Below are 26,740 nucleotides of genomic sequence, written 5' to 3' on the forward strand. Positions count from 1 at the left end.
AGGCCGTCCCGTCAGCCCTGTGGACAACTTCCGGGCGACGGGTTTTGGCCCTCAGTGGGCGGTCCAGCCGCCGTCGAGCACGAGCGAGGTACCCGTCACGAAGGACGTCTGCGGACCGCACAGATACGCCACGGCCTCGGCGACCTCCTCCGGCTCGATCAGCCGCTTGACGGCACTGTCCTGCAGCAGCACCTCGGACAGCACGCGCTCCTCGGGTATTCCGTGCGCCCGCGCCTGGTCGGCGAGCTGCTGCTCGACCAGTGGGGTGCGCACATAGGCGGGGTTCACACAGTTCGAGGTGACACCGTGGGGGGCGCCTTCGAGAGCGGTGGTCTTGGACAGCCCCTCCAGCCCGTGTTTGGCGGCCACATAGGCCGACTTGTAGGCCGAGGCGCGCAATCCGTGGACGGACGACACGTTCACGATGCGGCCCCACCCCTGCCCGTACATGTGGGGCAGGGCACCGCGGATGAGCCGGAACGGTGCCTCCAGCATCACGGTGAGCACCGTGTGGAAGACGTCGGGCGGGAAGTCCTCGATGGGGCGCACGAGTTGGAGCCCGGCGTTGTTGACGAGGACATCGGTGCCCGCGGCGGCGAGTTCGGCGGCGTCCAGGTCGGTGAGGTCGAGGACGTGCGGTTCGACGGTGCCCGCGAGGTCGCGGCCCTGCTCGGCGAGCTCCCCCAGGCCCGCGGCGTCCCGGTCGACGGCTCTCACCTTGGCCCCGGCGGCCGCGAGCCGCAGCGCGCAGGCACGGCCGATGCCGCCGGCGGCGCCGGTGACGAGCGCGGTGCGTCCGCCCATGTCGGGCGGGGAGGCGTGGGGAACCGGAAGGGCACGGGGCACGGTCATGCCTCGACCCTAGGCAGCGCCCGCGCCCCACCCCATGTGGTCACGCCCCATACTTCACCCCGTGACCGTGGGGTCGAACCATGTGGGGCCGTCCGACAGGGCCTGCTTGATCCGGAGCAGGCCGAACTCGTTCAGCTCGGGCAGGGCGTCGATGTCGAACCAGGCCACGTCGAGGGACTCGTCGTCGTTGACCCGGGCGTCGCCGCCGACGGCACGGCATCGGAAGGTGATGTCCATGTACTGGCACGTGTCGCCGTTCTCGTACGTGACGGGTGCCAAAGCCTGGACGAGGACGACCCGTTCGGCGACACAGCGCACGGCCGTCTCCTCGTAGACCTCCCGCACGGCGCAGGCAGCGGGCTGTTCCCCCGGGTCCGGGATGCCGCCGAGCACGGACCATGTGCGGGTGTCGGCCCGGCGGTTGAGCAGCACCCTGCCCTCGTCGTCGAAGACGAGGGCGGTGACGCCGGGCAGCCAGAGCAACTGGTGACCAGCCGAGGCGCGGATGGCGCGGATGAAGTCGGGAGTAGCCATGCCCTTGACCCTAAGGGGTCCTTGCACTATGCCCGCCCGGGTCGCGCGGCCTGGCACCGCGCGACCTGATCGGACGCTCGTAGTGCAAGGACCCCTAAGTGGCCGGTCACGCCACCCCGGCCGGTTTCAGGCTGCGTGCTGCCGGCGTACGGCTACACGTCACCGGAGCGTCGCCGGCGCGGACCAGCGCCGACCGCCCAGCCGAGTCCGCCGGCCGCGACCAGCACGAGGGCGATCTCCGGCAGCACGCCGAGCCGCGTGGCGGGCGTCAGCGAGGACCGCAGCGGCACCTTCTGCACCAGCGAGTCGGGCACGAACATGCCGGTCTTCTGCGTGATCCTCCCGTCCGGCATGATGAAGGCGCTGACGCCGCTGGTCACCGGCACCGCCACGGTCCGGCTGTGCTCGACCGCGCGGACGCGGGACATGGCGAGCTGCTGGTAGGTCATCTCGCTGCGGTCGAAGGTGGCGTTGTTGCTCGGCACGGAGATCATCTGGGCGCCGTCGGTGACCTCGGAGCGCACGGTCCAGTCGAAGGCGGCCTCGTAGCAGGTGACGAGGCCGACCTTGGCGCCGTCCATGGTGAACACGCCCGGCTTGGTGCCCCGGCTGAAGTCCTGGCGGACCATCGCCGTCCAGTTCTCGTTGATCGCCCCGATGAGCGAGCGCAGCGGGAGGTACTCGCCGAACGGCTGGATCTGGCGCTTGTCGTAGGTGTCGACGGGGCCCTTCGCCGGATCCCACAGGATCTGCTCGTTGTAGAGCTTGCCGTCCCGTTCGACGACGCCGCCGACCGAGATGGGCACGCCGATGGCCTTGGCCGCCGTGTCGATCACGGCGCGGGCGTCGGGGTTGGCGAAGGGGTCGATGTCGGAGGAGTTCTCCGGCCACAGCACGAAGTCGGGCCTCGCGACCTTGCCGGCCTTGACCTCCGCGGCCAGGCGTTCGGTCTCGCGCGCGTGGTAGTCCAGGACAGCCCGCCGCTGGGAGTTGAAGTCGAGGCCCGCCCGCGGCACATTGCCCTGGACCACGCCGACGGTGACGCTGCCGTCCTCGGCCGTGTCGCTGACCAGCGGCCGGGCGGCGACGGCTGCCACGACCGGGACGGCCAGGCTCAGCAGACCCACTGCCGCCGCGGTCCTGCGCACCGTGCCGGTGCGCCGCCACACCACGGCCAGGCGGACGGCTTCGTACAGCCCGAAGCCGCACAGCACGACCGCGAAGCCGAGCACCGGGGTGCCGCCCACCGCGGCGAGCGGCAGGAACACACCGTCCGCCTGCCCGAACGCGATCTTCCCCCAGGGGAAGCCCTCGAACGGCACGCGCGCGCGTGCCGCCTCGCCGGCGATCCACACAGCGGCCGCCCACACCGGCCACCCGGGCAGCTTCGAAACGGCGGCGACACCCGCGCCGACCAGCGCGACGAAGATCGCTTCGATCGCGACCAGGGCGAGCCAGGGACCGGGACCGACCTCCACCCCGGTCCATACCAGCAGCGGCAGCAGGAAGCCGAGCCCGAAGAGGTAGCCGAGGCCCAGCCCCGCCTTCCATCCGCGGCCGCGCAGCACCCAGCCGAAGATCGCGAAGGCCGGCAGGGCCAGCCACCACAGGGTGCGGGGCGGGAAGCTGACGTAGAGGAGCAGGCCGGAGAGCGCGGCTGCGGCGGCCGGGAGGAGGCGCACGAGCCGCCGGGCCCCGGTCCGCGCCTCGGGCGCGATCCGCGGCTCCAGCTGGTCCGACTCGCCGACGGAGGTTGCGGTGACGGTCACTCCCGGAGTGTACGGCGCGTGACCTTGAGGCCGACAGCACCGGCCCACGGGACGGCCGCGGCATCGCCCTGCTGAGCCCGTCGGCGCGGTCCGAGGGGGCCGCCCTGCCGACACGCCCTCCGGAGGCCGACGGCACAGTCCGGAGGTCGGCCCACGATCACATACCAGCCCGCCGTAGGGAGGCCGACGGTGACCACGGTCGGCAGCACCCACCACACGACGGCCCGGCAGCACACCGCCCGGCCGAACCGACGGCACCTCCCGCCCCACCGCTGCGCAGCCCGCGCCGTCGCCCTTGTTCATTTCGTCACGGCACATCCCCAAACCGCCCACCAGCCGTTACGGTGTGCCGAAGCCTCAGTCGTACGGCCCGCAGTGGCCTGTGCGATCGAGGTCTTCACAGGTCGGGGGCTATGGGACGCCGGGGGGCGTGGCGGGGTGGGTTCCAGTGGGATGACGTCCGTGTCCGGTCCGGACACGGACGGTGAGAGACGGATCGCGGCGGACGCGGCGGGCGTGGTGGTGCTGGGCGCCTGCGCCGGCTGGTCCCTGGTCACGGCGGCCGCGCACGACGGCCGGCCCGAGGGCGTGCTCCTGGCGGTGCTGGCCGTGGCGGCCGGGTACGCAGCCGGGCGGATCAGCGGGGCGCTGCTGCCGGTCGGCGCGCCCTGTGCCGGGGCTCTGGCGGGAATCGCGCTGACCCTGGCCGTGCCGCACCTCGCTCCGGGCCCGCAGATCGGCGCGCCCCTGGGGCATGCCGGGGGCACCGCCGCCGTCCTGTCCCTGTCGACCGGGGCCGCGTGCTGCGCGGCCTGGGCATCTTCCCGTCAGGCCGTGCGGTTCGCCCTGCGGCTGCTGGCGGCAGGGACCGCGGTGCTGGCGGCCGCGCTCGGTTCGACCACCGGCTGCGTGACCTGTGTCGCGGTGCTGCTGTGCTCGCTGGCCGTCGGCCGTACCTCCCGCCGCGGCGCCGGCCTGGCCGTGCTGGCCTCGGTCGCCGTCCTGGTGACCGGTCTGACGTGGGCGGTCGCCGCACGGGCCGTACCGACCTGGTCGAGCACAATCCTCGAGGAGCGGCTCACGCCGCACCGTGTGGAGCTGTGGCAGGACGCGTGGCAGCTGCTGGGCGATGATCCCGCCCTGGGTGCCGGTCCCGGCCGCTTCGGGGAGCTGAGCGTGACGTCCGCCCAGTCCCTGCTGTCCGACGGCAGGCCCCACTCGGCGCCTCTGCAGCAGGCGGCCGAGCAGGGCATCGTGGGCGTGGCCCTGCTGGCGGCGGCGTTCGGCTGGGTCCTCTTCGCGCTGTGGCGCGGTCCGCGTCCGACACCGGTGGCGCTCACCGCGGGCGCGGCCCTGACGGCACTGGCCACGATCGCCGCGCTCGGGAACGCGCTGAGCTTCACCGCTGTGTCCGCGGGGGCGGGCCTGCTGGCGGGCACGGCCTCGGCACGCCCGCTCCCCGACGAACCGGCGCACCAGGCTCAGGACCCGCACGCGCGGGGCGCGGGGCGCACGCCTGCCAGGTAGCTCTCCGGCCCCGCCGCTCTCCAGCCCGCAACCTCGCCTGCCCGGTAGCCGGCTCAGTGCGCGGCAGCACCAGGCTTGGTGGGCCGCAGCCGCGCCTCGATCACCCGTACGGCCGCCTCGGCGTCGTCCACGGTGATCGTGAACGTGTGACCGTCCCACAGCTCCAGGACGACGCCCTCACCCTGGCGTACGACCACCGCCGTGCCCTTCTCGGGCCGCCACCGGTACCCCCAGCCGCCCCAGTGGCGCGGCGTGACGTGCGAGGTGTACTTGGCGCCCGCCACATGGGAGAGCGGGATACGGCGGCGCGGCAGGCCCATGTGGCCGCAGCGCACCTCGAGGTGCTCCTCGTCGACCCGCAGGGCGACGTGCACGAAGGCGAGCGTCCCGAAGAGGACCAGCAGCCCCGCGGCGATGCACCCGACGACGGCCATGACGAGCGGGGCGATCCCGGACTTCCACGCGGAGTCCACGGCCAGCGCGATGCCCAGCGCCATGCAGGCGGCACCGGCGAGCGCCAGCAGCCACTGGACCCGGTTGGTCGCACGACCGGTCCAGACGTCGGGGTGCTGAAGGGGGGCGTTCTCGCCGGAGCGGTGGTCCCTCATGTCTACGAGGTTACTCAGGTTTCGTTGCGCTGGTACCTCGTGGCGGAGCGTGACTGGGCCGGCCGGGCGTCAGGGGCTGATCCACCGCACGGGCGACGGCCGGTGCCCGGTGGGGGGCGGTCAGCGGGCGGGCGTGACCGCCTGCAGCAGGCGCCCTTCGTCGTACGCCAGGGCGGGCGCGGGCAGCGTGCCCTCGCGTCCGCTCAGCAGCACGGTGAGGGTGCCGTGGGGCGTGGCCCCCGGCGCGGGCTGCTCGCCGAGCCGGCGCAGGGCCTGGGCGGCCACGGCGCCCGCGGAGCCGTGCAGCACCAGGGGCGGGCGGCCGGGGCGCTGGACGGCGGTCCGGATGCGCTCGGCGACCAGTTCGTAGTGGGTGCAGCCCAGGACGACGGTGGTGACGCCGTCGGGGGTGAGGGCGGCGGCCGCGGCCACGGCGGCGTCGATCGCGGCCTCGTCCGCGTGTTCCACGGCCTCGGCGAGACCACGGCAGGGCACCTCGGTGACGGGCACCCCGTCGGCGAAGTCCCTGATCAGGTTCCGCTGGTACGGGCTGCCGGTGGTGGCCGGGGTGGCCCAGATGGCGAGGTGGCCGCCGCCGGCCGCGGCCGGCTTGATCGCCGGGACGGTGCCGATGACCGGAAGCTCCGGTTCGAGGCGGGCGCGCAGGGCGGTGAGGGCGTGCACGGTCGCGGTGTTGCAGCCGACGATCAGGGCGTCCGGGCGGCGCGCGGCGGCAGCCTCGGCCACGGCCAGGGCACGCCGGGTCAGGTCTTCCGGGGTCCGCGGGCCCCACGGCATGCCCTCGGGGTCCAGGGACAGCACGAGATCGGCGTCGGGGCGCAGCCGCCGCACCGCGGCGGTGGCCGCCAGCAGACCGATTCCGGAGTCCATGAGCGCGATCTTCACCCGATCACGATAGACGATGAGCCGCCTCGGGCCGTTCCTGTGGGGCAGACTGCGCGCGTGAGCGCCATTGTGTGGACTGCCGCCGGATCACTGCTCGCCTGGCTGTGGCTGCTGCTCTGCCAGGGCTTCTTCTGGCGCACCGATGTGCGGCTGCCACCGCGGCGGGAGCCGGACGCCTGGCCGTCCGTGTGCGTCGTGGTCCCGGCCCGCGACGAGGCGGCCGTGCTGCCCGACGCGCTGCCGTCGCTGCTTCTGCAGGACTATCCGGGACGGGCGGAGATCTTCCTCGTCGACGACGGCAGCACGGACGGCACCGGTGAGCTGGCGCGTGAACTGGCGCAACGGCACGGCGGGCGGCCACTGACCGTCTGCTCCCCGGGCGAGCCGCCCGCGGGCTGGACCGGCAAGCTGTGGGCGGTGCGCCACGGCATCGGGCTGGCACGCGCGCGTGACCCCGAGTACCTGCTGCTCACCGATGCCGACATCGCGCACGCGCCGGACAGTCTGCGCGAGCTCGTGGCGGCGGCCCGTTCCGGCGGGTTCGACGTGGTGTCGCAGATGGCCCGGCTGCGGGTGGAGAGCACGTGGGAACGGCTCGTCGTACCGGCCTTCGTCTACTTCTTCGCACAGCTCTACCCCTTCCGCCGGATCGGCGGGGAGGGAACCCGGACGGCTGCGGCGGCCGGTGGCTGCGTCCTGCTGCGGGCGGACACCGCCGAGCGGGCGCGGATCCCGGACGCCATCCGGCACGCCGTGATCGACGACGTGGCCCTCGCACGTGCCGTCAAGGGGGCGGGCGGCCGCGTCTGGCTGGGGCTCGCCGACCGGGTGGACAGCGTGCGCCCGTACCCGCGGCTGCACGACCTGTGGCGGATGGTGTCACGCAGCGCGTACGCCCAACTGCGGCACCACCCCTTGCTGCTCGCGGGGACGGTCGCCGGACTGGCGCTGGTGTATCTGGTGCCGCCCGTGGCCGTCGTGGCGGGCCTCGCCGCGGGCAGTGCGGTGGCAGCGGTCACCGGCGGTCTCGCGTGGCTCGTCATGGCGGGGACTTACGTGCCGATGCTCCGCTACCACCGGCAGCCGCTGGGGCTTGCTCCCCTGCTGCCGTTCACCGCGTTCCTCTATCTCCTCATGACGGTCGATTCGGCGGTGCAGCACTACCGGGGACGTGGTGCGGCCTGGAAGGGCCGCACCTACGCGCGCCCGGACGCCGTACCCGACGAGGGCTGACTGCAGGGGCGGGGGTCACTTCCTGCCGGGGGTCCAGTTCATGCCCCACCCGTAGGCGTGGTCGACGGTCCGCTGCGGGCTCACTCCGCGCTCGGGCACCAGGTAGCGCGCCTCCCGCTGGACGACCAGGTCTCCGCCCGTGTTGGTGATCAACGCCAGCGCGCACACGAGCGAGGGGACCGTGCACTCGTCGAGGGAGAACTCGATCGGCGCCCCGTGCTGCGGCCGGAGCGTGACCGTCGCGTTCAGGTCGGCGAAGGAGCGGGCGCCCTCGTAGACGGTGACGAAGACGAGGACGCGCCGGAAGAGATGCCTGTGGTCGAGATTGACGGTGAGGTTCTCACCGGCCGCCACCGCGCCGGTGCGGTCGTCGCCGTCGAGGTGGATGTACGGGGGCCGGTGCAGCGCTCCGAAGCTGTTGCCGAGGGCCTGTACGACGCCCTTGCTGCCGTCGGTGAGTTCGTACAGCGCGCACAGGTCGAGGTCGAGGTCGGCGTGCGCCGCGCTCGGGCGACCGAACTTACTGCTCCACCCCGAGAACTGCTTGCGCACCTCCCAGTTGAGGTTCACATGCAGCGCGCCGGAGGTGCCGCCCTGCTTGGTGAGCGAGACGGACGGGGACGCCTTGGTGAGCGTGACCTTGGTGAGGCGGACGGGCGCGGGTGGCGCGGCAGGCGGGGGCGTGGCCGCCGGCTGTGTCGTCACCGAGGGCGCCGGAGCGGCGGCGGGCGGGGTCGGCTGCTGCGGCTCGTCCACCGTGATGCCGTAGTCGGTGGCCAGGCCTTCGAGTCCGCTGCTGTAGCCCTGCCCCACGGCGCGGAACTTCCAGGCGCCCTGCCGGCGGTAGAACTCCCCGAGCACGAAAGCGGTTTCCGTGGTGGCGCCCGGGTTGTCGAAGCGGGCCACGGGGGTTCCCTGGGCGGCTTCCCGGACCTCGATGTACAGGTCCGGGAGCTGTCCGAACGCGCCGCCGTCGGAGGAAGCCACGAGGACGACCGTCTCGATGACGGGTTCCACACGCGTGAGGTCGACGAGGAGCGTCTCGGTCACCCGCCCGCCGGTGGTGCGCTTGCCCTCGTGCCGGACCGCGCCGGAGGAGTGGGCGGGCTGGTTGTAGAAGACGAAGTCCGCGTCGGAACGGACCTTTCCGCTTACCAGCAGCAAAGCGGAGGCGTCGGTGTCGGGCGCACCCGCTGCGGAACGCCGGCCCAATTCCACCCGCAGCACCGCGGTGGGCACCGGAGTATTTGAACCTTTCAGCATTTGCATGCCCACCCCCATATACCTGTCACCGCACCGGGCACATCCCGGCCGCCCGTGGAGTTCCCTCCGTACAACCTATGCCTCCGCGCGGCGAACTCCCCTGCAGAACCAGCGGAAGGCCGACGGCCGACCGCCGGTAACCCTCCCAGAACCCGGCCTTTACACGATCAGGACCCTGCCCGGCGCCCCTTTTCAGCCAACTTCGCTCGCATTGGGGATCCCGGGTCACTGCGGACACGGAAAACAACCCTCTTATCGGTCTCCCCAACCAGCACATTGTGGGCTTAACTTAGGTGTCATGACCTCCCCCCGCTCCACCTATGGCGGCGGCTACTACTCCGCCTCCTTCCCGGACACCCCGATCTACGACAAGCTCGTCGCCGAGCGGGGCACCCCGCAGATCGCCCCGATCCGGGTCCCCGCTCAGTACGACATGCCGGGCGGCAACCTGCCCGCCCTCCCCTCGGCGCTGCCCGCGCTACCGGCAGCTCCGTCCCAGCCCGCTTACGGCTATCCACAGGCGCAGCAGCCGGCTCCGCTCCAGCAGGCGCCCGCGGCGTACATCCCGCAGCAGGCCACCGCACCGCGCGGCTACCCCGGCCCCCAGCCTCAGCAGCCTCGGCCGGCGGCACCCGCGGGCTACGAGGCGATGCGCCCCGCGGCTCCCAGGCCCGCCCCGGCTCCCTATCAGGACCCGTACAACAACCAGCAGTACCGCGGGTACTGAGCCGGCCTCCGGGGCTGTCGGTGCCGACTGGCACGATGGCCCCATGGGGAACGCTCACCTGCACTCGATCCACATTCACCCGGTCAAGGCGGTCCGGGGCCTCGCGCCCCGGGAGGCCGTCGTAGAGCCCTGGGGGCTGGCCGGGGACCGGCGCTGGGTACTGATCGACGACGAGGGAAGAGTCCTCACGCAGCGTCAGCAGCCGCGCCTCGCCCTCGCCTCCGCCGCGCTCCTGCCCGGTGGTGGCGTCCGGCTGGCCGCGCCCGGTATGGAGCCGCTGACGGTGCCCGTTCCCCGGCCGCGCGGCACGGTGCCGGTGGACATCTTCCACGACAAGGTCGAGGCGGTCCCGGCCGAAGACCCTGCCGCACACGCGTGGTGGACCTCCGCTCTCGGCATCGGTGCGCGCCTCGCGTACATGGACGATCCGGCCACGCGCCGACCGGTCGCCCCGGAGTACGCGCGGCCCGGTGAGACCGTCTCCTTCGCCGACGGCTTCCCGCTGCTGCTCACCACCACGGCCTCGCTCGACGCCCTCAACTCCCTGATCGCCCAAGGCGACCACGCGGACGAGGGCCCGCTGCCCATGAACCGCTTCCGGCCCAACGTGGTCGTGGCGGGCACGGCGGCCTGGGCCGAGGACGACTGGTCGCGGGTCGCCATCGGTGACGTCACCTTCCGCGTCGCCAAGACCTGCGGCCGGTGCGTGGTGACCACCACGGACCAGGGCACGGGCGAGCGCGGCCGCGAGCCCCTGTACAGCCTGGGGCTGCATCGGCGGCTCAGCGGCAAGCTGGTCTTCGGGCAGAACCTGGTGCCGCTGTCCCCGGGCACGATCCGCGTCGGGGACCCCGTGGAGATCCTCGAGTAGAGACTGCGGGAGCTCTCCTGCCGGGGCGGGAACCGCGTCACGGGACCGGGCGTTGGCCTTGTGTGAGAAGTTCATGAGAGGCCCCGGGAGAGGTGATGTGGCTCTCTCTTCGGCGGACCCGGGCCCGGACGGCGCCGCTGGGGGTTATCACGGAGCGGGGAGGGGATGCAGGCGGTGCGAGCGATCAGCGGACTCTGGCGCTGGCGGCGCAATCCACTCTGCCGCGCGACCGATCTGGCCGAAGCCTGGGTGGCGCTGGCGGCCCTGGTCCTGATCCTCCTGGCCGCACCGGTGGCGGGAACCCTCGTCGGCGGCACCGCCCAGGACGCCCTGCAGCGCTCCGTCCGGGCGCAGCACGAGGCCCGGCATCTCGTGACAGCCACGGTGGTCCGCAAGCTCGACCGCTCCCCGCTGGACGCCGATCCGGAGACCTCCTCGGGCGAGGATCTGCGCACCCGTGTCCTCGCCGACTGGACCGCATCCGACGGCACGGCGCGCCAGGGCCCGGTCCTGGCGGACCTCAAGGACCCTCATCGGGGCGACGAGTTCCGGATATGGACCGACCGGCACGGCCGGATGGTGGCCCGCCCCCTCGACTCCGCGACGGCGTCGACGCACGCGGTCCTCGCCGGCTTCGGCGCGGCCCTGGCGACGGGCGGTCTCATAGAGGGCGGCAGGCGGCTGATCGTCTGGCGCATGGTCCGCCGCCGGTACGCCCGTTGGGACCAGGCTTGGGACAAGGCGGGCCCGGACTGGGGCAGGACGGGCACCGGCAGCTGACGGCCTTCCGGCTCTGGTCAACCCACCACCCGCGCGCACGCTACGGTGGTCCGGCCGAACCCGTTCGGCACAACCCGCGCGCGAGCGAGCAGGAGGGGCGCGCCGGTGTCGATGCCGCGTGCGCGCCCAGGCCCCCGGGGCCGGGTCCGGTCGCGGTGGCGACACCGGCCGGAGCGTCCCGAGGGCGAACGAGCCATCAGTACGACCGAGGTGGGGGCACAGCTACACCATGGCACAGGGCACGGTCCAGGTGACGCACACCGGCACGTCGCGGTGGCGGCGCCGCACGGGTGAGTACGCATCGCTCGCCGCCGCCCTGGAGGCCGCGGCCGACGGCGACGTCCTCACCGTCGCCCCGGGCACCTACCGGGAGAACCTCGTCCTGCAGCGCGCGGTGACCCTGCGCGGCCCGGAGAACGCCCCCGGCTCGGTGCGGATCGCGCCCGTGGACGGGGTGCCGCTGACCGTGCGCGCCTCGGCGGTGGTCCAGGACCTGCACGTGGAGGGCCAGGACGCGGCCGCCCCGGCCGTGCTGGTGGAGGAGGGCACCCCGGAGCTGCGGGACGTGCGGGTCGTCACGCGGTCGGCGGCCGGGATCGAGGTGCGGGGCAGCGCCCGGCCGACGGTGCGGCGCTGCGCCGTCGACAATCCGGCGGGCATCGGCATCGCCGTACTCGACGGCGCGGGCGGGGTGTTCGAGGAGTGCGAGGTCGTCGCGGCCGGCCAGGCCGGTGTGGTGGTGCGCGGCGGCGCCCACCCCCGCCTGGAGCGCTGCCGCGTGCACCACACCTCCGGCTCGGGGCTGTCGGCGACCGGGGAGAACTCCGCGCTGGAGGCGGTGGGCTGCGAGATCTACGAGGTCCGGGGCAGCGGGGTGCAGATCACCGGCCGGGCCACCGCGCACCTCACCGACTGCGATGTGCACCGCACGACGGCCGACGGAGTCACGCTCGACACGGACGCGGTGCTGACGCTCGCCGACTGCCGGATCCACGACATCCCGGAGAACGCGGTCGACCTGCGCTCCCGGTCCGTTCTCACGCTGACTCGCACCACGGTGCGGCAGTTCGGGCGCAACGGCCTGTCGGTGTGGGACCCGGGCACGCGCGTGGACGCCAACCAGTGCGAGATCTTCGACAGCACGGGCGACTACCCCGCGGTGTGGGTCAGCGACGGCGCCACCGCCGTCCTGGACTCCTGCCGGGTGCACGACGTGCCGGACGCCCTGTTCGTGCTCGACCGGGGCTCGCGTGCGGACGTCGTGGACAGCGACCTGTCGCAGGTGCGCAACACAGCCGTGTCGGTGAGCGACGGCGCGACCGCGCAGCTCGACGACTGCCGGATCCGGGACGCGGCGACAGGCGCCTGGTTCCGCGACCACGGCAGCGGCGGCACACTGAACAACTGCACGCTGACCGGCACCCAGACGGGCGTGATCGTCACCAAGGGCGCCGACCCGACGGTCGAGCGCTGCACGGTCGACTCCCCGGCGGAGGCGGGCGTCTACGTCTCGGCGGGTGGCCGGGGGACCTTCCTGAACTGCCGGGTGACGGGCAGCGGCGGCTACGGCTTCCATGTGATCGACGGCAGCCGTACGACGCTCAGGAAGTGCCGCACGGAGCGGTGCGCGCGGGGCGGTTTCGAGTTCGCGGACGGCGGCGCGGACGCGGCGTCCGGAGCGGGTCCGGTCATCGAGGACTGCACCAGCGACGAGAGCGCCGGACTGCGGGCGCCGGCGGCGCGGGAGCCGGCCGTGCAGACGGTGAGCCACGCCCCCGGCCTGCTGGGCGCGGTTCCGGGTCAGCGCACCGAACCGGAGCCCCCGGCCGCCGCCCCGGTCGTGGAGCCCGGCCCGCCGGTCCGCAGCTCCAAGGACGTCCTCGGTGAACTGGACGCGCTGGTGGGCCTGGAGAGCGTCAAGCGCGAGGTGCGCGCCCTCACGGACATGATCGAGGTGGGCCGGCGCCGGCAGCAGGCGGGTCTGAAGGCGGCGTCGGTCAAGCGGCACCTGGTCTTCACCGGCTCCCCCGGCACCGGCAAGACGACGGTCGCCCGGTTGTACGGCGAGATTCTCGCCTCCCTCGGTGTGCTGGAGAAGGGCCATCTGGTCGAGGTGTCCCGGGTCGACCTGGTCGGCGAGCACATCGGCTCGACGGCGATCCGCACGCAGGAGGCCTTCGAGAAGGCGCGCGGCGGCGTGCTGTTCATCGACGAGGCGTACGCGCTGTCCCCGGAGGACGCGGGCCGCGACTTCGGCAAGGAGGCCATCGACACGCTGGTGAAGCTGATGGAGGACCACCGGGAGGCGGTCGTGGTGATCGTCGCGGGCTACACGGCCGAGATGGAGCGCTTCCTGTCGGTCAACCCGGGAGTCGCGTCCCGCTTCTCGCGGACCATCACATTCAGCGACTACGGCCCCGAGGACCTGCTGCGGATCGTGGAACAGCAGGCCGAGGAGCACGAGTACCGGCTGGCGCCGGGCGCCGCGGAGGCCCTGCGGATGTACTTCGCGGAGCTCCCCAAGGGCCCGGCGTTCGGCAACGGCCGTACCGCACGGCAGACGTTCGAGGCGATGGTGGAGCGGCACGCGAGCCGGGTCGCCCAGCTCACCGAGCCGACCACGGACGACCTGACCCTGCTCTACGCCGAGGATCTGCCCGAACTGCTGTGAGGGTCCGCCTAGGCGGCGGGCGGCTCGGGCGTGTCACGGGGCGAAGGCACTTGGGGCCGCAGCCGGCCCAGCAGCTTGCGGCGTTCCACGGCGAAGACCGGGTCGGCCTGGTAGTCGGAGTGGCCGAGGATCGGCGCGGGCAGCGGAAGCAGGGCGGTGCGGCCGTAGGTCAGGGGGTCCTTCAGGGGGGCGTGGTCGACGTGCGGGCCGCCGTCGCCGGGCAGGCTCATGGGGCCGCCGATGGGGTCGGTGAGCCGGTACAGGTTGCGCCAGCAGTCGACCTCCCGGTGCAGGGAGCTGAGCGCCGCGGGCCCGAAGTGCGCCGGGAACCAGCGGCCGTAGAGGCGCTCCAGCGGGGAGCCGTAGGTGAGCAGCGCGACGCGTTTGCGGGCGGACGGGGCGAGTTGCCAGGCCGCCGCGGCGGCGAGCACGCTGCCCTGCGAGTGCCCGGAGATGACCAGCCGGCCGCCGGTGGCGCGGGTCCAGGTGGCCATGCGCCAGGTCAGGTCCGGCACCGCGCGCTCGGCGTAGCAGGGTGGGGCGAAGGGGTGGGCGGCGCGGGGCCAGAAGGTGCCGACGTCCCACAGGATGCCGATGGTGCGGCGTGCCGCCGCGTCCTTGTAGGCGCGCCGGCCCCAGGTGACGAACAGTATGAAGCCGAGGCCGATCAGCCAGGAGCCGAGGGCCTGGGCGGTCTCCGCGGCGCCGTGGACGATCGGGTACGTGCCCCGCGCGGCCTCGCCCGGGGTCTCGTCGGTGGTCAGGGCGCCCACCAGGGCAGCGGCGCCGAGGAGCAGGGTGACACCCGAGGTGACGGCGACGATGCGGGGTCCTCGGTCGGTGAGCGAGGCCATGGCACGGGTGTAGGCGATGCGGCGCGTGCGGGCGCGGTCCTGGGCCTCGTCCGGGTAGGCCCGGGCCACGGTGTCGCGCTCGGCGCGGGCGAGTTGCCAGGCGCGCCGGGCCAGCCAGCCGAAGAGTCCCAGCAGCACGACCAGCAAGGGCGGGATCACTGACGCCTGCCAGGTCAGCAGGACCGGGGGGCCCGCGATCGACGTCCCCGTCCCGTCCAGCCAGTCGGACACGCGCTGGGAAACGCCGCCGGACATCACCCCGCCCAGGGCGCAGGCGAGCATCGCCACGGCCGGTCCGCCCAGGCCGCGCAGCACGGCGCGGCGGTCGGGGTCGGTGCGGTGCAGGACGTGGGCGACGACGGCGAGGACGATCACGAGCAGGCCCTGGACGAGGGCGATCGCGCCGAAGGCCGTGTCGCCGGGCAGCCGGCCTTCCGATGTCCACCCCGGGCGCTCCCACCCGGCGTACAGCAGGGTGAGGGCGAGCAGGACGAGCGCGGCGAGCGGCAGGCGTCGTACGTACCGTTCGTCGAGTTCCTGGTCGAGGCGGTTCTCGCTGCGGCCCCGGCGGCACACCACCCAGACCACGGCGACCGCGCAGGCGACGAGGGCGGCCTCCAGGAGCAGGCCGAGAAGGTTAAGTGCGGTCGGGCCGCCGGGCTCGCGGTCGTGGCGGGCGGCGGCACTGCCGACGGCGGCGGCGACCGTGATCAGGCCGGCGGCGGTGTGCGCGGCGCGCAGTCGGGCCACCAGTCGGCGTCCGTACCAGAAGCCGGGCCGGCCCAGGGCGGTCGGGCAGGGGTCCCCCTCGGGCTCGGGGTCGCGGGCGAGCGGCTGCTGCGACTCGTAGTCGCTCCAGGTGCGCCGGGACAGGAACCACAGCAGGACCGTCAGGGCGGTGGGGACGGCGGCGGCCAGGGCGAGTCTGCGGCCGGGGGCGCTCCACCAGCCGCCGTGCGAGACGGTGGGTGAGAGGAAGCCCAGCCACGAGTGGCGGTCGGCGCACGCGGTGGTGCCCGCGCACTGCCAGGCCGCCAGGTCGAGGGCGACCTCGCAGGCCGCCGCGACGAGCAGCACCGTCAGGGTCAGGGCCGTGAGCCGCACCAGGAGTCCGTACAGGCGCACGGTGCGGCGGCGGCCGCGGGCGGTGGGGCGCATCCAGTGGGCGAGGTTGACGACCATGAACGGCAGCAGTAACAGCCACAGGGCGCGGGTGCCGTTGCCGGAGGTGAGGTTGCACCAGACGTAGGCCTCGGGCACCGGCTCGTCGTGGCGGCGGTCGGGGCGGTGCTCGGCGTCGACGTCGTCGGCCCGCCGGAAGACGGCCGCGATGTCGTCGCCGGTGATCCGCACCGTCCGCGGATCGTCGAGCATCTCCTGGGGCGTGGTGCCGCCCACGCCGTGAACCAGGAGTTCCAGGGCGGTTCCGGGCTCGCCCGCCCGCGCGGCGGGATCGTCGGGCCCACCGGTCGACGCATGTTCCTGCGCACGCTCCACTGATCCGCACTTCCCCCGTGACACGCCGTCGGCTCTGTCCGTGCGGGCACAAGGATCTCCACTTCCGCGGCGCCACACACCTCCTGTCACGGAATCTTCCCGATCCGTGATGAAGCGGCGCCGCCGGTGAACCCGCGGTGTCGTGTGCGCGACGATCGGTCGGTGGCGCTGTCGGCGGCGCGACATGCGAGGATGGGGCGTCCGCGCACCGGAGCCGGGGAGTATGTCCTAGTCGGGGAGGGTGCGCAGGGCGTGTCGGACGGCATTGAGGCGAAAGGACCGGAGCGTACGTGAGCGAGAATCAGAACCTCCTCGCGGAGCAGCGGCGATCCCTGATCCTCGACGAGGTCCGCCGCCGGGGTGGTGTCCGGGTCAACGAGCTGACCCGCAAGCTCGGCGTGTCGGACATGACGGTCCGCCGCGACCTCGACGCGCTCGCCCGCCAGGGTGTGCTGGAGAAGGTACACGGCGGCGCGGTCCCGGTGGTCGAGGCGAGCACCCACGAGCCGGGCTTCGAGGCCAAGTCGGGGCTGGAGCTGACCGCCAAGGAGGACATCGCGCGCGCCGCGGCCAAGCTGGTCGCGCCGGGCGCGGCGATCGCCCTGTCGGGCGGTACGACGACGTACGCGCTGGCGCATCAGCTGCTGGACGTGCCGGACCTCACGGTGGTCACCAACTCGGTGCGGGTCGCCGACGTCTTCCACGCGGCGCAGCGCACCTCGGGCCCGCGGCAGGGCGCGGCCACGGTCGTGCTGACCGGCGGCGTGCGCACCCCCTCCGACTCGCTGGTGGGCCCGGTGGCCGACCAGGCGATCGCGGCGCTCCACTTCGACCTGCTGTTCCTGGGTGTGCACGGCATATCGGTCGAGGCCGGCCTGTCGACGCCGAACCTGGCGGAGGCCGAGACGAACCGGCGGCTCGTGCAGTCGGCCCGGCGGGTGGTGGTCGTCGCCGACCACACCAAGTGGGGCAAGGTGGGCCTGAGTTCGTTCGCCTCGCTGGAGCGGATCGACACGCTCGTGACGGACGCCGGTCTGCCGGACGAGGCACGCGCGGTGGTCGCGGAGCACCTGCGGCGGCTGGTGGTGGCCGGGGCGCCCGAGGAGGCGGCAGACATCTGACGGGGCGCCGGCCGGGGCGCAGTCCTCGGAGTGCGGGCGATCGTCGAGGAGTGGCGCCTCACCCCGGCCGGCACCGGTACGAGGATGCGGTGGACCTTCGCGACCGACGGGACGGCGGCGTACCGGCTGGTCATGAAACCGGCGCGGGCGGGCCAGGCGCGCGTTCCGGGACGCCGTGACCGCGTCGGACCGCAGGCTCACGGGCTGAACGACCGGGTCAGCCGGGCCAGACGCCCGTCTCCAGGAGCGAGTCGATCGCGGCGGCGTACGGCTCGATGTCCAGCCCATGGCCGGCCAGCCAGGTGTCCGAGTAGTACTTGTCCAGATACCGGTCTCCCGGGTCGCACAACAGGGTGACGACACTGCCCTGCCGCCCCTCGGACACCATCTCCGCGACGATCTTCAGCGCGCTCCACAGGCCGGTTCCGGTCGAGCCGCCCGCCTTGCGGCCGATGGCGCGCTCCAGAGCCCGTACGGCGGCGACACTGGCCGCGTCGGGCACCTTCATCATCCGGTCGATCGCGCCGGGCACGAAGCTCGGTTCCATCCGGGGCCGGCCGATGCCCTCGATACGGGAGCCGCAGTCGCAGGTGACGTCCGGATCGCCGGTGGTCCAGCCCTCGAAGAAGCACGAGTTCTCGGGGTCGGCCACGCAGACGCGCGTGTCGTACTGCATGTAGTGCACGTAGCGCGCGAGGGTCGCCGAGGTGCCGCCGGTGCCCGCCGTGGCGACGATCCACGCCGGCTCGGGGAACCGCTCCAGGCGCAGCTGCCGGAAGATGGATTCGGCGATGTTGTTGTTCCCGCGCCAGTCCGTGGCGCGTTCGGCGTAGGTGAACTGGTCCATGTAGTGGCCGCCGGTCTCGGCCGCGAGTCGGGCGGACTCCTCGTACATCGTGCGGGAATCGTCCACGAAGTGGCACCGGCCGGAGTGGAACTCGATGAGGCGGATCTTCTCGGCGCTCGTGGTGCGCGGCATGACGGCGATGAACGGCACGCCGATCAGCTTCGCGAAGTACGCCTCCGAGACGGCCGTCGAGCCGCTGGAGGCCTCGATCACGGGCCTGTCCGGACGGATCCAGCCATTGCACAGGCCGTAGAGGAAGAGGGAGCGGGCGAGCCGGTGCTTGAGGCTGCCGGTGGGGTGGGTCGACTCGTCCTTCAGGTACAGGTCGATGCCCCACCGCTCCGGCAGGGGGAACCGCAGCAGGTGCGTGTCGGCCGAGCGGTTCGCGTCGGCCTGCACCCTGCGGACGGCTTCTTTCAGCCACGCGCGGTAGGCGGTGTCGCTGTGGTCGGCGTCGAGGGTCACGCCGGTCCGGGTCTGCCGGGGAGTGCTCACGGGGGGCTCCTAACGCTGCGCGCACGCCGACGCGTCGCGCGGCCGACACACCGATCATAAGCACCCGGCGCACGCTTCTCACCTGCATAAACGCTGCTTTGAGCCCCCCAAAGCGCCCCCTGGGGCAGGGGGCGGGGCAAGGGGGCGCGCGGCCACGGGGGTGCATGGGCGACCGTGCTGCGGGCGCCCCCGGCGAGGAGGTCGCGGGCACTGGTGCTCGACGCCGCATGGGGGCAGACTGCACCGCGGGACCGAGGCCCGGGCGGGGCGGCGGCAACGGGGGGTGACGCGCCCTCGAAGCACCACCGACGCACCACCACCGATGCACCATCGACGCACCGCCGAAGCACCACCACGGACGCACCATCGACGCACCTCCGGAGCGGGCTTCCGGGCCGGGAGCAGCGCCCGGGAGGGCGGACCGCGCATCGGCCGAGGCCCCGGCAGGGCGCGACGCACCACCGGAGCAACGTCCCGGCGGGGGCGGTGCACCGCCGGGGCCGGTATCCGACCCGGGCACGGCGCGCCGCCGCGAGTGAGGGGCGCTGCCGCCGGGAGGAGCAGGGTTCCGGACGGGGCACACTGGATCAGGGCACGAGCCCGTACCGGGCACCGCGTCGGGCGGGGCGGTACACCGAAACGCGCAAGGGGGCGGGTGACATGGCGGAGCCGGAGTTCAGGGCCACGGGTGTGCGGATCGGGAAGCGGCTGCGTTCACTCACCCGGGCCGGCCAGGTCCGGATCAGCGACGGCCGGCTCGAGCTGCTGACCAGCTACGGCAGTGAGATCGACAGCGCACCGGTGCAGGCCGTGCGCGCCTCCAGGCCCTGGTTCGGCCCCGACGGCCGGGCCACCGCGGATCTCAACGGCAACCGGTACCTGCTCACCCTGGGCGATCACGATCCCGCTCCGGGCGAGCCGGGGCCACCGGCCGCACGGCGCTTCATAGAAGCCGTGCGCCGGGCCGCGGGGCGCGGCGACTGAGATGCCCGCGAGTTGCGGTACCTCACCCCTTGCGCCACTCTGGTTCCACGTCACTCTGGGTTTACCGGCGATAACGCTGCGAACCAGCCCGCCGGCCACGACAGCGGGCGGCAGCGTCACCAAGGCGCCCTGCTGGATCCGAACTCCGTGTTCTTCCGGACCTCACGTCGGGGAGTCGCAGCCGTGATCAGCTACCCAAGCAGGCACTGCACGGTGGAGCTCCAAGCCCTGCCGTCGCGGATCGGCCAGGTCCGCAGAATCGTCTCTGCGCAGTTGCGCTACTGGCATCTGGACGCCCTGATCGACCGGGCCTCGCTCGGTGTGACGGAGCTGCTGTCCAACGTCCACCGGCACGCCCAGCCCGACAAGACGTGCACCGTGGAGATGGAGCTGCTGCTCGACCGGCTCACGGTCTCGGTGCGCGACGGTGACCCGCGGATGCCCGTGGTCGACGACGCCGAGCCGCTGGCGACCTGCGGGCGCGGACTCGCGATGGTGGCCGCCATGAGCGAGAGCTGGGGTGTCCGGCCGGACGGCGAGTCCGGCAAGGTCGTGTGGTTCACCCTCCCCACGTCCCCCACCGCACTGGCGGCCCCGTCGCGCCGGGCGCGGCACACGGTCCAGGACAAGCCCGCACGCAGGTTCGCCGAGGTCGGGCACTCCGCCGACGGGCTACGGCCCGAACATGCTCCCGCCCGGTCCGCCGTTGCCGGTTGACCGGGCGGTGACCACCGTTCGCACGGCGGCTGCCGCCGGGTGAGGTACGCCGCCGGGCGCACGTCACCCGGTGGCGGCGGAGCGCGGCCTCGTTCGGCGTTCTCCCGCCGCCTTCTCGGCATCGCGGATTCCGTCCGGGGCGAACGCGGTGTATCGGCCGGACATCACGCACCACCACCCTTGGTCGAGCGGCCGAACTCCTCGTTCAGCACGGACGGTCGGCGCCAGTACTCGTCCTCGTCGATCTCTCCGGAGGCGAAGCGGTGGCCGAGTACGGCGATGGGCGAGTCGTTCCCGACCGTGGGCTGCCGCCGGGGGCCGCCGCGGCGGCCGCGCCACACGGTGCGGCGCAGCAGCATGACGCCGCCGCCGATGACCAGTGCCCAGATCACCGGGAAGAGCAAAATCCAGGGGCCGGGGCCGCCGTCGCCGTGGTTCGCCAGGGTGTGCATGTCGTTCAACTCCTCGGACGCGTTGCTGCGATGTCCTGTCTGTCGCTTCCGAGAGTCGCCGCGCGAGGGTGCCCGAGTCGTCGTACGGCCGGCGGCAGGGTGCTTACCTCGTGGGGAGTAGACGGGCAGGGCCGGGGTGCTTCCTGGCCTTCGACTTCTGTAACTACTGGTATGTACAGTGAGGGCATGAGCACCTCGGAACGGCTGATCGAATCCACCCGCGAGCTGCTGTGGGAGCGCGGCTACGTGGGCACGAGCCCCAAGGCGATCCTGGAGCGCGCGGGCGCCGGGCAGGGCAGCATGTACCACCACTTCAAGGGCAAGCCCGACCTCGCGCTGGCCGCGATCCGGCGGACCGCCGAGGAGATGCGGGCCACCGCCGCGGGTGTGCTCGACGGCCCGGGAACGCCGTACGAGCGCATCGAGGCGTATCTGCGGCGCGAACGGGACGTGTCGCGGGGCTGCCCGATCGGCCGGCTGACCATGGACCCGGACGTGATCGCCAGCGCCGAGCTGCGCGCCCCGGTCGACGAGACGCTCGACTGGATCCGCGGGCGGATCGCCGGGATCGTCGACGAGGGCAAGGAGCAGGGCCAGTTCGCGCCCTCGCTGGACGGCGAGGAGATCGCCGCGGCGGTCGTCGCGACGGTCCAGGGCGGTTACGTCCTCGCCCGCGCCTGCGGCTCCCCCGCCGCCTTCGACGCGGGTGTGCGGGGCCTGCTGTCCCTGCTGGCACCCCGTCCCTCCTGAGGAGACCTGAATGCACGCCATGCAGTACGAGCTCACCCTGCCCGCCGACTACGACATGGGCGTCATCCGCGACCGTGTCGCCCGCCTGGGGCGTCTGCTCGACGACTGGGACGGGCTCGGCCTCAAGGCCTACCTGATACGCGAGCGCGGTCTGCGCGGCTCGCCGGTCAACCAGTACGCGCCCTTCTATCTGTGGAACACCGTCGAAGGCATGAACGCCTTCCTCTGGGGCGGCGGGTTCCAGGGGCTCAGTGACGCCTTCGGGCGGCCGTCCGTACGGCAGTGGACGGGTCTCGCGTACGAGGAAGGGGCCGGTTCACGCGTGCGATTCGCGGTACGGCGGCGCCGACCCGTCCCCGCCGCCGGGGCGTTGGCCGAGGCGGCGGAGGACGCGGTGCGGGAGGCCCGGCGGCTGGCGGCGGAGGACGGTGCCCTGCTCGCCGCGGCCGCCGTCGACACGAGCCGCTGGGAGCTGGTGCACTTCTCCCTCTGGGAGCACGACGACCCGAAGGCCGACGGGGACGTGTTCGAGGTGCTGCACCTGTCGGCACCGGGCCGGGACCGTCTGCCCCGGGGGCGCCGGTGGTGAGCGCGGTCCGCACGGTGCTGGGGGACGTGCCGCCCGGAGAGCTGGGCGTGTGCGACGCCCACGACCACCTTTTCTTCGGCAGTCCCCGGCTGCCCGGCCAGGAGCTGCGCAGCGTGGCGGCGGCGCGGGCGGAGCTGGTCGCGTTCCGGGAGCAGGGCGGCGGTGCCGTGGTGCAGTGGACGCCGTACGGACTCGGGCGGCGGGCCGCCGATCTGCCGCCGCTGTCCCGGGAGACCGGGGTCCACGTGGTGGCGGCGACCGGGCTGCACCAAGCCGTCCACTACGACGAGGACGTGCTCGCGGGGCTGCGGGGCCGGCTCGCGGACGTCTTCGTCTCGGAACTCACCGACGGCATCGGGGCATCGGGGGTGCGGGCGGGGCTCGTCAAGGTCGCGGGCGGTTTCCACGCCCTGGACGCGCACGCCCGCTGGACCATGGCGGCGGCGGCCGAGGCGCATCACGCCACGGGCGTGACCCTCGCCGTGCATCTGGAGCTGGGCACCGGGGCGCTGGACGTACTGGACCTGCTGTGCGGGGAGTTGGGTGTGCCGCCGCATCGCGTGGTGCTCGGGCACCTGAACCGCTCCCCCGACCTCGTGGTGCACCGGCAGGCCGCCGAATCCGGCTGTTATCTGGCTTTTGACGGGCCGTCGCGCGCCCACCACGCCACGGACTGGCGGATGCCGGACGCCGTACGGGCCCTCGCCGACGCCGGGTTCGGCGACCGGCTGCTGCTGGGCGCGGACACCACGACGGCCGCCGCCCGCTCGGTGGGCGGCGGCCCCGGGATGCCGTATCTGCTGCGCCGGGTGCGCCCCCGGCTCATCCACGCGGTGGGCGAGGACCTGGTGGGGCGCATCCTCACGGAGAACCCGGGCCGGGCGTTCGCGGTGGAGTGGCGCTGACGGCGTGGTCCGCCCGTCTCAGGCCGAGGGCTGATCGCTCAGGTCGAGGCCTGGTCGCTGTCCTTCATCTCGCCCCAGCCGTGCCAGCGGTCGACCTCGATCCAGGCGCTGACCCGCGGGCGGACGCGGTTCGGGTAGGGCTTGCCGGTGTAGTGCCGGGCGAGCAGATCGATGTCGGCCAGGCCCTCGTCGTCGTACATCTCGGTGACCCGGCCGATGAGGGTGACGTGGGTGTACCAGTCGTCGCCGGCGAGGACGGTGAGGGTCACGCGCGGGTCGCGGCGCAGATGCTTCAGGCGGACCCGGCCCTCGTCGAGGTTGATCAGCACCCGGCCGTCCTGCCACAGGTACCAGGTGGCGGTGGAGACCGGTGCGCCGTCGGAGCGCAGCGTGGCCATGACGCACGGGTTGGGCCGGCTCAGCAAGGCATCGGCCTCGGGCGGCAGCGGCGGCTTGGACATGGGGGAACCTCCCTGATGATCAGGCGGACGGGTTGTCGAAGCTGGCGAAGTAGGCGGCGGCCATGTCCTCGTCGCCGTGGCCCTGGGCGGCGGCTCGTTCCATGCGGGCGGCGGCGGCTTCGGCGACGTCCAGGCGGACGCCGTGGTCCGCGCCGGCCTCGACGATGAGGCGGGCGTCCTTGGCGGCGGTGTTCACCGCGAACTGGGGCGGTGTGAGCCGGTCCTCGAGGAGCAGGCCGGACTTGGCGCGCAGATAGCCCATGTCGAGCGGGCCGCCGGCGATGAGGTCGAGGAAGCCGTGCGGGTCGACGTCAAGGGCCTTCGCCAGCGCCAGAGCCTCACCGGCGGCGGCCGTGACGGCCAGGACCCAACTGTTGGCGACGAGCTTCAGCCGGGTGGCGCCGCCGGCCGCCCCGTCCTCGCCGGCCCACACGGTACGGGCGCCGACGGCGTCGAAGACCGGCGTCACCGTGTCCCGGCCCTCGACGGGGCCGGCGGCGAGCACGGTCAACTGTCCCGCTTCGGCGGGCTGGCGGGTGCCCAGGACGGGCGCGTCGTAGAAGACCAGGCCGTGCTCGCGGGCGAAGGCGGCGAGGTCGCCGATGGCCTCGACGCCGGCGGTCGTGGACTGCACCCACGCGGCGCCGGGGCGCAGGGCGGGGGCGGCCTGGCGCATCGTGTCCAGGGCGGCAGGGCCGTCGTAGAGCATGGTCAGGACGACGTCGGTGTCCCGGACCGCCTGCGCGGGGGTGCCGGCGATGTGCACGCCCTCGGCGGCCAGCGGTTCGGCCTTGGCACGGGTGCGGTTCCAGGCGTGGACCGTGTGCCCGGCGCGTGCCAGGTTGCGGGCCATCTCGGCGCCCATGATGCCGGTGCCCAGGACGCTCACGGTGAGCTTGTCGGTCATGACGTCAACTTCCTCGTTCGTACGGTGCGGGCGTGCCGCCTGCGGTCCAGCCTGCCCGCTCAGGCGCGAGCCTTCCCGGAAGCGGCGCGGACAAGCCCGTCGAGCCGTGCCGGCGAGAGCAACGCCTGTTGAGGCTTGGGATGAGGCATCGCTGCCGAGCGTGAGCAGGATCGCGAACGGGACCGTCGGACCGGATTCCATCGCTGTGTTCAGCACGCCGACCGCGAGCCCGGTGTGCTGCTGCGACACCCCTTCAGTGGTGAGTACGGCGGCTCCCGCGAAGGAGGCCGCCGTGCCGGCCGGCAGTAGCACGAGGCTCGGCAGCAGCGGCGTATCCAGAACGATCAGTCAAATAACTGCGATGGTGTGCCAGCCGGTGGTGTGCTGCTCAACGAAGTGGGCCTGCTGCCCGAGGGCGAGCAAGGCGCAGCAGGTGTTCAGCGGGGCCTGAAGACCGCCGTGGACGGCGTGAGACTGTTTAGGTGAGCGCTCCGAGCGGATCGTCCAGTACCGGCTGCCAGGCGAGTTCCGCCGCGCCGACCAGGCTGTTGTGGTCGAGGGTGCACGGGAGGATGGGGACGCCGCCGCTCTGGCCCCAGAGGCTGCGGTCTGCCACGACCGCGCGGAGGCGGGCGGGGTCAGCGTCGAGGAGGGTGCGGTGCAGGCCGCCGAGGATGATCCGGTCCGGGTTGAGGATGTTGACCAGGCCGGCGAGCCCGAGGCCGAGCCGGTCGATGAGGGCCTCGGTGGCGGGGCGGACGCCCGGGTCGTCGTAGTGGTGGCGGATCAGGTCGATGGACTGCTGGAGGAGGGACACCTCGGGGCCCGGTTCGCGTCCGGCCTCCGTGAGGAAGGCCAGTGGGTCGGTCTCCACGTCGAGGCAGCCGCGGCTGCCGCAGTGGCAGGGGCGGCCCTCGGGGTGCACGGTCAGGTGCCCGACCTCCAGCGCGAGGCCTGAACTGCCCCGGTGCAGGCGGCCGTCGAGGACGAGCGCGCCGCCGACGCCGCGGTGGCCGGTGGCCACGCACAGCAGGTCCCGGGAGCCTCGGCCGGCGCCGTGCCGGTGCTCGGCGAGCGCGGCGAGGTTGACGTCGTTCGCGGCGAACGCGGGTCCGTCGAGGCCGGCCGCGCGCACCTGCTCGGCGAAGATGTCCCGGACGGGCGCGCCCGCGGGCCAGGCCAGGTGCAGGGGGTTGAGGGCCAGACCTTCTGGTTCCGCGACGGCGGACGGTACGGCGAGGCCCGCGCCCACACACCGGCGTCCGGTCTCGCGCAGCAGCTCGGCACCGGCCGTGACGACGGAGGCGAGCACCTTCGCCGGGTCGGCGTCGACGGTCTCGCAGCCGGGCGCGGTGGCGACGATCCGCCCGCCCAGGCCGACCAGTGCCGCCCGGAACCCGTCGGCGTGCACCTGCGCGGCGAGCGCGACGGGCCCGCCCTCGGCGACGGTGAGTCTGTGCGAGGGCCTGCCCTGCGAGCCGGCTCCCGCGCCGGGCCGGGCGTCGACGCGGATCAGCCCGAGCGCCTCCAGCTCGGCGGCGACCGCGCCGGCCGTCGCCCGGGTCACCCCGAGCTCGGCGGTGAGCACGGCCCGGGTCGGCGCGCGTCCGGTGTGCACGAGCTCCAGCGCGGGCCCGAGCGCTCCGCGCCCCCGGTCCAGCCGTGTCCTCGAGGTGCTCCCATCCCCCGGCCGGGGGTCCGCCTTCCCGCTCATGAGGGCGAGTCTCCCATGATCCGCCGGAGCGGCGGCCTACATGCCGCTGACCCGGAGCGTGATGTTGAGCCGCCCGGTCAGGCCCAGACCGGGCGGTGCCGTGCCCGCCTGGACCCGGGGAACGCCGTGGTGGGCGAGCCGGGAGGGGCCGCCGAAGACGAACAGGTCGCCGCTGCGCAACTCGACGTCGGTCCAGGGCCGGGTGCGGGTCTCGGTGTTGCCGAAGCGGAAGACGCAGGTGTCGCCGAGGCTCAGCGACACCACCGGCGCGTCCGACTTCTCGTCGCTGTCGCGGTGCATGCCCATGCGGGCGCCGGCGTCGTAGAAGTTGATGAGCGCGATGTCGTAGGCCGGGGCCGGTCCCCCGAGGGTGTCGCGGACGGCCCGGCGGCCCAGGTCGCCCAGCCAGTCCGGGAACGGTTTCACCGGTGCGCCGTCCCCGTCGACGACCGTCCGGGCGTAGGCGTACGGGTACCAGTGCAGGCCGAGGCACACCTGCCGGGCGGTCATGGTGCCGCCGCCGGGGGTGCGGACCGTGCGGAGCCCGGCGGGCGGCAGGGCCCAGTCGCGGCAGGCGTCGAGCAACGTGCGCTGCCGCTCCGCGTCCAGCCAGTCCGGCACGTGCACCGCGCCGGGCGCCACCTGCGCGCGGACCCTGGGGAACAGCTCGGCGTCCATGCCCTCCATGGTGCCCGACCGGGGCTGA

At 73.4% G+C, this 26,740-nt stretch carries 25 protein-coding genes and 1 pseudogene; 13 read left to right on the forward strand and 13 right to left on the reverse strand.

The annotated features are described in order from the left end of the window. Positions 1-51: 51 nt before the first annotated feature. From ACWD1U_RS25070 to lnt, 3 genes are all read right to left on the reverse strand, one after another. Positions 52-852 (reverse strand): 3-hydroxybutyrate dehydrogenase, encoded by an 801-nt coding sequence (locus ACWD1U_RS25070; RefSeq protein WP_451110693.1) that lies wholly within the window; start codon positions 850-852, stop codon positions 52-54. A gap of 54 nt (positions 853-906) precedes the next feature. Further along, the gene (locus ACWD1U_RS25075) at positions 907-1,386 is read right to left on the reverse strand and encodes an NUDIX hydrolase (RefSeq protein ID WP_451110695.1); all 480 of its coding nucleotides are present in this window, start codon (positions 1,384-1,386) and stop codon (positions 907-909) included. Positions 1,387-1,538: 152 nt separating this feature from the next. Next, entirely contained in the window at positions 1,539-3,155 is a 1,617-nt protein-coding gene (gene lnt / locus ACWD1U_RS25080; RefSeq protein ID WP_451110697.1) for an apolipoprotein N-acyltransferase, read from the reverse strand. A 453-nt stretch (positions 3,156-3,608) separates the two neighbouring features. On the opposite strand from lnt, the gene ACWD1U_RS25085 reads away from it, so the two are divergent. Then, positions 3,609-4,682 carry an O-antigen ligase family protein gene (locus ACWD1U_RS25085; RefSeq protein WP_451110699.1) on the forward strand — a complete coding sequence of 358 codons (1,074 nt, stop codon included), beginning with the start codon at positions 3,609-3,611 and terminating at the stop codon, positions 4,680-4,682. A gap of 53 nt (positions 4,683-4,735) precedes the next feature. Here the strand turns inward: ACWD1U_RS25085 and ACWD1U_RS25090 are convergent, their stop codons facing one another. Together ACWD1U_RS25090 and ACWD1U_RS25095 are read right to left on the reverse strand one after the other, a co-directional pair. Beyond that, positions 4,736-5,290: a hypothetical protein gene (locus ACWD1U_RS25090; RefSeq protein ID WP_451110701.1), complete on the reverse strand. Its 555-nt coding sequence runs from the start codon at positions 5,288-5,290 to the stop codon at positions 4,736-4,738. A gap of 120 nt (positions 5,291-5,410) precedes the next feature. Then, positions 5,411-6,196 (reverse strand): glutamate racemase, encoded by a 786-nt coding sequence (locus tag ACWD1U_RS25095; protein ID WP_451110702.1) that lies wholly within the window; start codon positions 6,194-6,196, stop codon positions 5,411-5,413. A gap of 39 nt (positions 6,197-6,235) precedes the next feature. Here ACWD1U_RS25095 and ACWD1U_RS25100 point away from each other — a divergent pair, with 39 nt between their 5' ends. After that, complete coding sequence (locus tag ACWD1U_RS25100) at positions 6,236-7,429, forward strand: glycosyltransferase (protein ID WP_451110704.1); 1,194 nt, start codon at positions 6,236-6,238, stop codon at positions 7,427-7,429. Positions 7,430-7,444: 15 nt separating this feature from the next. Here ACWD1U_RS25100 and ACWD1U_RS25105 read toward each other — a convergent pair whose 3' ends face one another. Next, positions 7,445-8,692, reverse strand: coding sequence for a TerD family protein (locus tag ACWD1U_RS25105; protein WP_451110706.1), 1,248 nt, complete (start codon positions 8,690-8,692; stop codon positions 7,445-7,447). 298 nt (positions 8,693-8,990) lie between these two features. On the opposite strand from ACWD1U_RS25105, the gene ACWD1U_RS25110 reads away from it, so the two are divergent. The 4 genes from ACWD1U_RS25110 (at position 8,991) to ACWD1U_RS25125 (ending at position 13,741) form a co-directional block, all read left to right on the forward strand. Then, on the forward strand, positions 8,991-9,419 hold the full coding sequence (locus tag ACWD1U_RS25110) for a DUF6643 family protein (RefSeq protein WP_451110708.1): 429 nt from the start codon (positions 8,991-8,993) through the stop codon (positions 9,417-9,419). Between the two features lie 43 nt (positions 9,420-9,462). After that, positions 9,463-10,290, forward strand: coding sequence for an MOSC domain-containing protein (locus tag ACWD1U_RS25115; protein WP_451110710.1), 828 nt, complete (start codon positions 9,463-9,465; stop codon positions 10,288-10,290). Positions 10,291-10,464: 174 nt separating this feature from the next. After that, positions 10,465-11,070 carry an Rv1733c family protein gene (locus ACWD1U_RS25120; RefSeq protein WP_451110976.1) on the forward strand — a complete coding sequence of 202 codons (606 nt, stop codon included), beginning with the start codon at positions 10,465-10,467 and terminating at the stop codon, positions 11,068-11,070. Between the two features lie 229 nt (positions 11,071-11,299). Further along, positions 11,300-13,741, forward strand: coding sequence for a right-handed parallel beta-helix repeat-containing protein (locus ACWD1U_RS25125; RefSeq protein WP_451110712.1), 2,442 nt, complete (start codon positions 11,300-11,302; stop codon positions 13,739-13,741). Between the two features lie 8 nt (positions 13,742-13,749). Here the strand turns inward: ACWD1U_RS25125 and ACWD1U_RS25130 are convergent, their stop codons facing one another. Next, positions 13,750-16,092 carry a hypothetical protein gene (locus ACWD1U_RS25130; RefSeq protein WP_451110714.1) on the reverse strand — a complete coding sequence of 781 codons (2,343 nt, stop codon included), beginning with the start codon at positions 16,090-16,092 and terminating at the stop codon, positions 13,750-13,752. A 290-nt stretch (positions 16,093-16,382) separates the two neighbouring features. On the opposite strand from ACWD1U_RS25130, the gene ACWD1U_RS25135 reads away from it, so the two are divergent. Beyond that, entirely contained in the window at positions 16,383-17,213 is an 831-nt protein-coding gene (locus ACWD1U_RS25135) for a DeoR/GlpR family DNA-binding transcription regulator (protein ID WP_451110715.1), read from the forward strand. Positions 17,214-17,240: 27 nt separating this feature from the next. After that, positions 17,241-17,421, forward strand: a pseudogene (locus ACWD1U_RS25140) (SRPBCC family protein); the annotation flags it as partial. 9 nt (positions 17,422-17,430) lie between these two features. On the opposite strand, the gene ACWD1U_RS25145 reads toward ACWD1U_RS25140, so the two are convergent. Continuing rightward, on the reverse strand, positions 17,431-18,555 hold the full coding sequence (locus ACWD1U_RS25145) for a PLP-dependent cysteine synthase family protein (protein WP_451110717.1): 1,125 nt from the start codon (positions 18,553-18,555) through the stop codon (positions 17,431-17,433). 660 nt (positions 18,556-19,215) lie between these two features. Here ACWD1U_RS25145 and ACWD1U_RS25150 point away from each other — a divergent pair. After that, on the forward strand, positions 19,216-19,539 hold the full coding sequence (locus ACWD1U_RS25150; RefSeq protein WP_328416714.1) for a hypothetical protein: 324 nt from the start codon (positions 19,216-19,218) through the stop codon (positions 19,537-19,539). Between the two features lie 183 nt (positions 19,540-19,722). Beyond that, complete coding sequence (locus ACWD1U_RS25155; RefSeq protein WP_451110719.1) at positions 19,723-20,256, forward strand: ATP-binding protein; 534 nt, start codon at positions 19,723-19,725, stop codon at positions 20,254-20,256. A 164-nt stretch (positions 20,257-20,420) separates the two neighbouring features. Here the strand turns inward: ACWD1U_RS25155 and ACWD1U_RS25160 are convergent, their stop codons facing one another. Beyond that, the gene (locus tag ACWD1U_RS25160) at positions 20,421-20,708 is read right to left on the reverse strand and encodes an SHOCT domain-containing protein (protein ID WP_451110720.1); all 288 of its coding nucleotides are present in this window, start codon (positions 20,706-20,708) and stop codon (positions 20,421-20,423) included. A gap of 171 nt (positions 20,709-20,879) precedes the next feature. On the opposite strand from ACWD1U_RS25160, the gene ACWD1U_RS25165 reads away from it, so the two are divergent. The 3 genes from ACWD1U_RS25165 to ACWD1U_RS25175 are packed head-to-tail and all read left to right on the forward strand — an operon-like array spanning position 20,880 to position 22,952. Further along, the gene (locus ACWD1U_RS25165; RefSeq protein ID WP_451110722.1) at positions 20,880-21,458 is read left to right on the forward strand and encodes a TetR/AcrR family transcriptional regulator; all 579 of its coding nucleotides are present in this window, start codon (positions 20,880-20,882) and stop codon (positions 21,456-21,458) included. A 10-nt stretch (positions 21,459-21,468) separates the two neighbouring features. Beyond that, positions 21,469-22,047: a DUF4865 family protein gene (locus ACWD1U_RS25170; protein WP_451110723.1), complete on the forward strand. Its 579-nt coding sequence runs from the start codon at positions 21,469-21,471 to the stop codon at positions 22,045-22,047. Continuing rightward, positions 22,044-22,952: a phosphotriesterase family protein gene (locus tag ACWD1U_RS25175; protein WP_451110725.1), complete on the forward strand. Its 909-nt coding sequence runs from the start codon at positions 22,044-22,046 to the stop codon at positions 22,950-22,952. Before ACWD1U_RS25170 ends, ACWD1U_RS25175 begins: the two co-directional genes overlap by 4 nt. Positions 22,953-22,990: 38 nt before the next feature. On the opposite strand, the gene ACWD1U_RS25180 is transcribed toward ACWD1U_RS25175, so the two are convergent. From ACWD1U_RS25180 to ACWD1U_RS25195, 4 genes are all read right to left on the reverse strand, one after another. Then, entirely contained in the window at positions 22,991-23,413 is a 423-nt protein-coding gene (locus ACWD1U_RS25180; RefSeq protein ID WP_451110727.1) for a PPOX class F420-dependent oxidoreductase, read from the reverse strand. A 19-nt stretch (positions 23,414-23,432) separates the two neighbouring features. Beyond that, positions 23,433-24,320, reverse strand: coding sequence for an NAD(P)-dependent oxidoreductase (locus tag ACWD1U_RS25185; RefSeq protein ID WP_451110728.1), 888 nt, complete (start codon positions 24,318-24,320; stop codon positions 23,433-23,435). A 478-nt stretch (positions 24,321-24,798) separates the two neighbouring features. Next, the gene (locus tag ACWD1U_RS25190) at positions 24,799-26,034 is read right to left on the reverse strand and encodes an ROK family protein (RefSeq protein WP_451110729.1); all 1,236 of its coding nucleotides are present in this window, start codon (positions 26,032-26,034) and stop codon (positions 24,799-24,801) included. A 36-nt stretch (positions 26,035-26,070) separates the two neighbouring features. Further along, positions 26,071-26,712 carry an alpha-ketoglutarate-dependent dioxygenase AlkB family protein gene (locus ACWD1U_RS25195; protein WP_451110731.1) on the reverse strand — a complete coding sequence of 214 codons (642 nt, stop codon included), beginning with the start codon at positions 26,710-26,712 and terminating at the stop codon, positions 26,071-26,073. Positions 26,713-26,740: the final 28 nt, after the last annotated feature.

It is taken from the genome of Streptomyces sp. NPDC002788 (genome assembly GCF_053592115.1).

Coding starts and splice junctions, on each gene's coding strand:
- ACWD1U_RS25070 (WP_451110693.1), bottom strand. CDS start 852: ATGACCGTGCCCCGTGCCCTTCCGGTTCCCCACGCCTCCCCGCCCGAC.
- ACWD1U_RS25075 (WP_451110695.1), bottom strand. CDS start 1,386: ATGGCTACTCCCGACTTCATCCGCGCCATCCGCGCCTCGGCTGGTCAC.
- ACWD1U_RS25085 (WP_451110699.1), top strand. CDS start 3,609: ATGACGTCCGTGTCCGGTCCGGACACGGACGGTGAGAGACGGATCGCG.
- ACWD1U_RS25090 (WP_451110701.1), bottom strand. CDS start 5,290: ATGAGGGACCACCGCTCCGGCGAGAACGCCCCCCTTCAGCACCCCGAC.
- ACWD1U_RS25105 (WP_451110706.1), bottom strand. CDS start 8,692: ATGCTGAAAGGTTCAAATACTCCGGTGCCCACCGCGGTGCTGCGGGTG.
- ACWD1U_RS25110 (WP_451110708.1), top strand. CDS start 8,991: ATGACCTCCCCCCGCTCCACCTATGGCGGCGGCTACTACTCCGCCTCC.
- ACWD1U_RS25115 (WP_451110710.1), top strand. CDS start 9,463: ATGGGGAACGCTCACCTGCACTCGATCCACATTCACCCGGTCAAGGCG.
- ACWD1U_RS25125 (WP_451110712.1), top strand. CDS start 11,300: ATGGCACAGGGCACGGTCCAGGTGACGCACACCGGCACGTCGCGGTGG.
- ACWD1U_RS25150 (WP_328416714.1), top strand. CDS start 19,216: ATGGCGGAGCCGGAGTTCAGGGCCACGGGTGTGCGGATCGGGAAGCGG.
- ACWD1U_RS25160 (WP_451110720.1), bottom strand. CDS start 20,708: ATGCACACCCTGGCGAACCACGGCGACGGCGGCCCCGGCCCCTGGATT.
- ACWD1U_RS25165 (WP_451110722.1), top strand. CDS start 20,880: ATGTACAGTGAGGGCATGAGCACCTCGGAACGGCTGATCGAATCCACC.
- ACWD1U_RS25170 (WP_451110723.1), top strand. CDS start 21,469: ATGCACGCCATGCAGTACGAGCTCACCCTGCCCGCCGACTACGACATG.
- ACWD1U_RS25180 (WP_451110727.1), bottom strand. CDS start 23,413: ATGTCCAAGCCGCCGCTGCCGCCCGAGGCCGATGCCTTGCTGAGCCGG.
- ACWD1U_RS25185 (WP_451110728.1), bottom strand. CDS start 24,320: ATGACCGACAAGCTCACCGTGAGCGTCCTGGGCACCGGCATCATGGGC.
- ACWD1U_RS25190 (WP_451110729.1), bottom strand. CDS start 26,034: ATGAGCGGGAAGGCGGACCCCCGGCCGGGGGATGGGAGCACCTCGAGG.
- ACWD1U_RS25195 (WP_451110731.1), bottom strand. CDS start 26,712: ATGGACGCCGAGCTGTTCCCCAGGGTCCGCGCGCAGGTGGCGCCCGGC.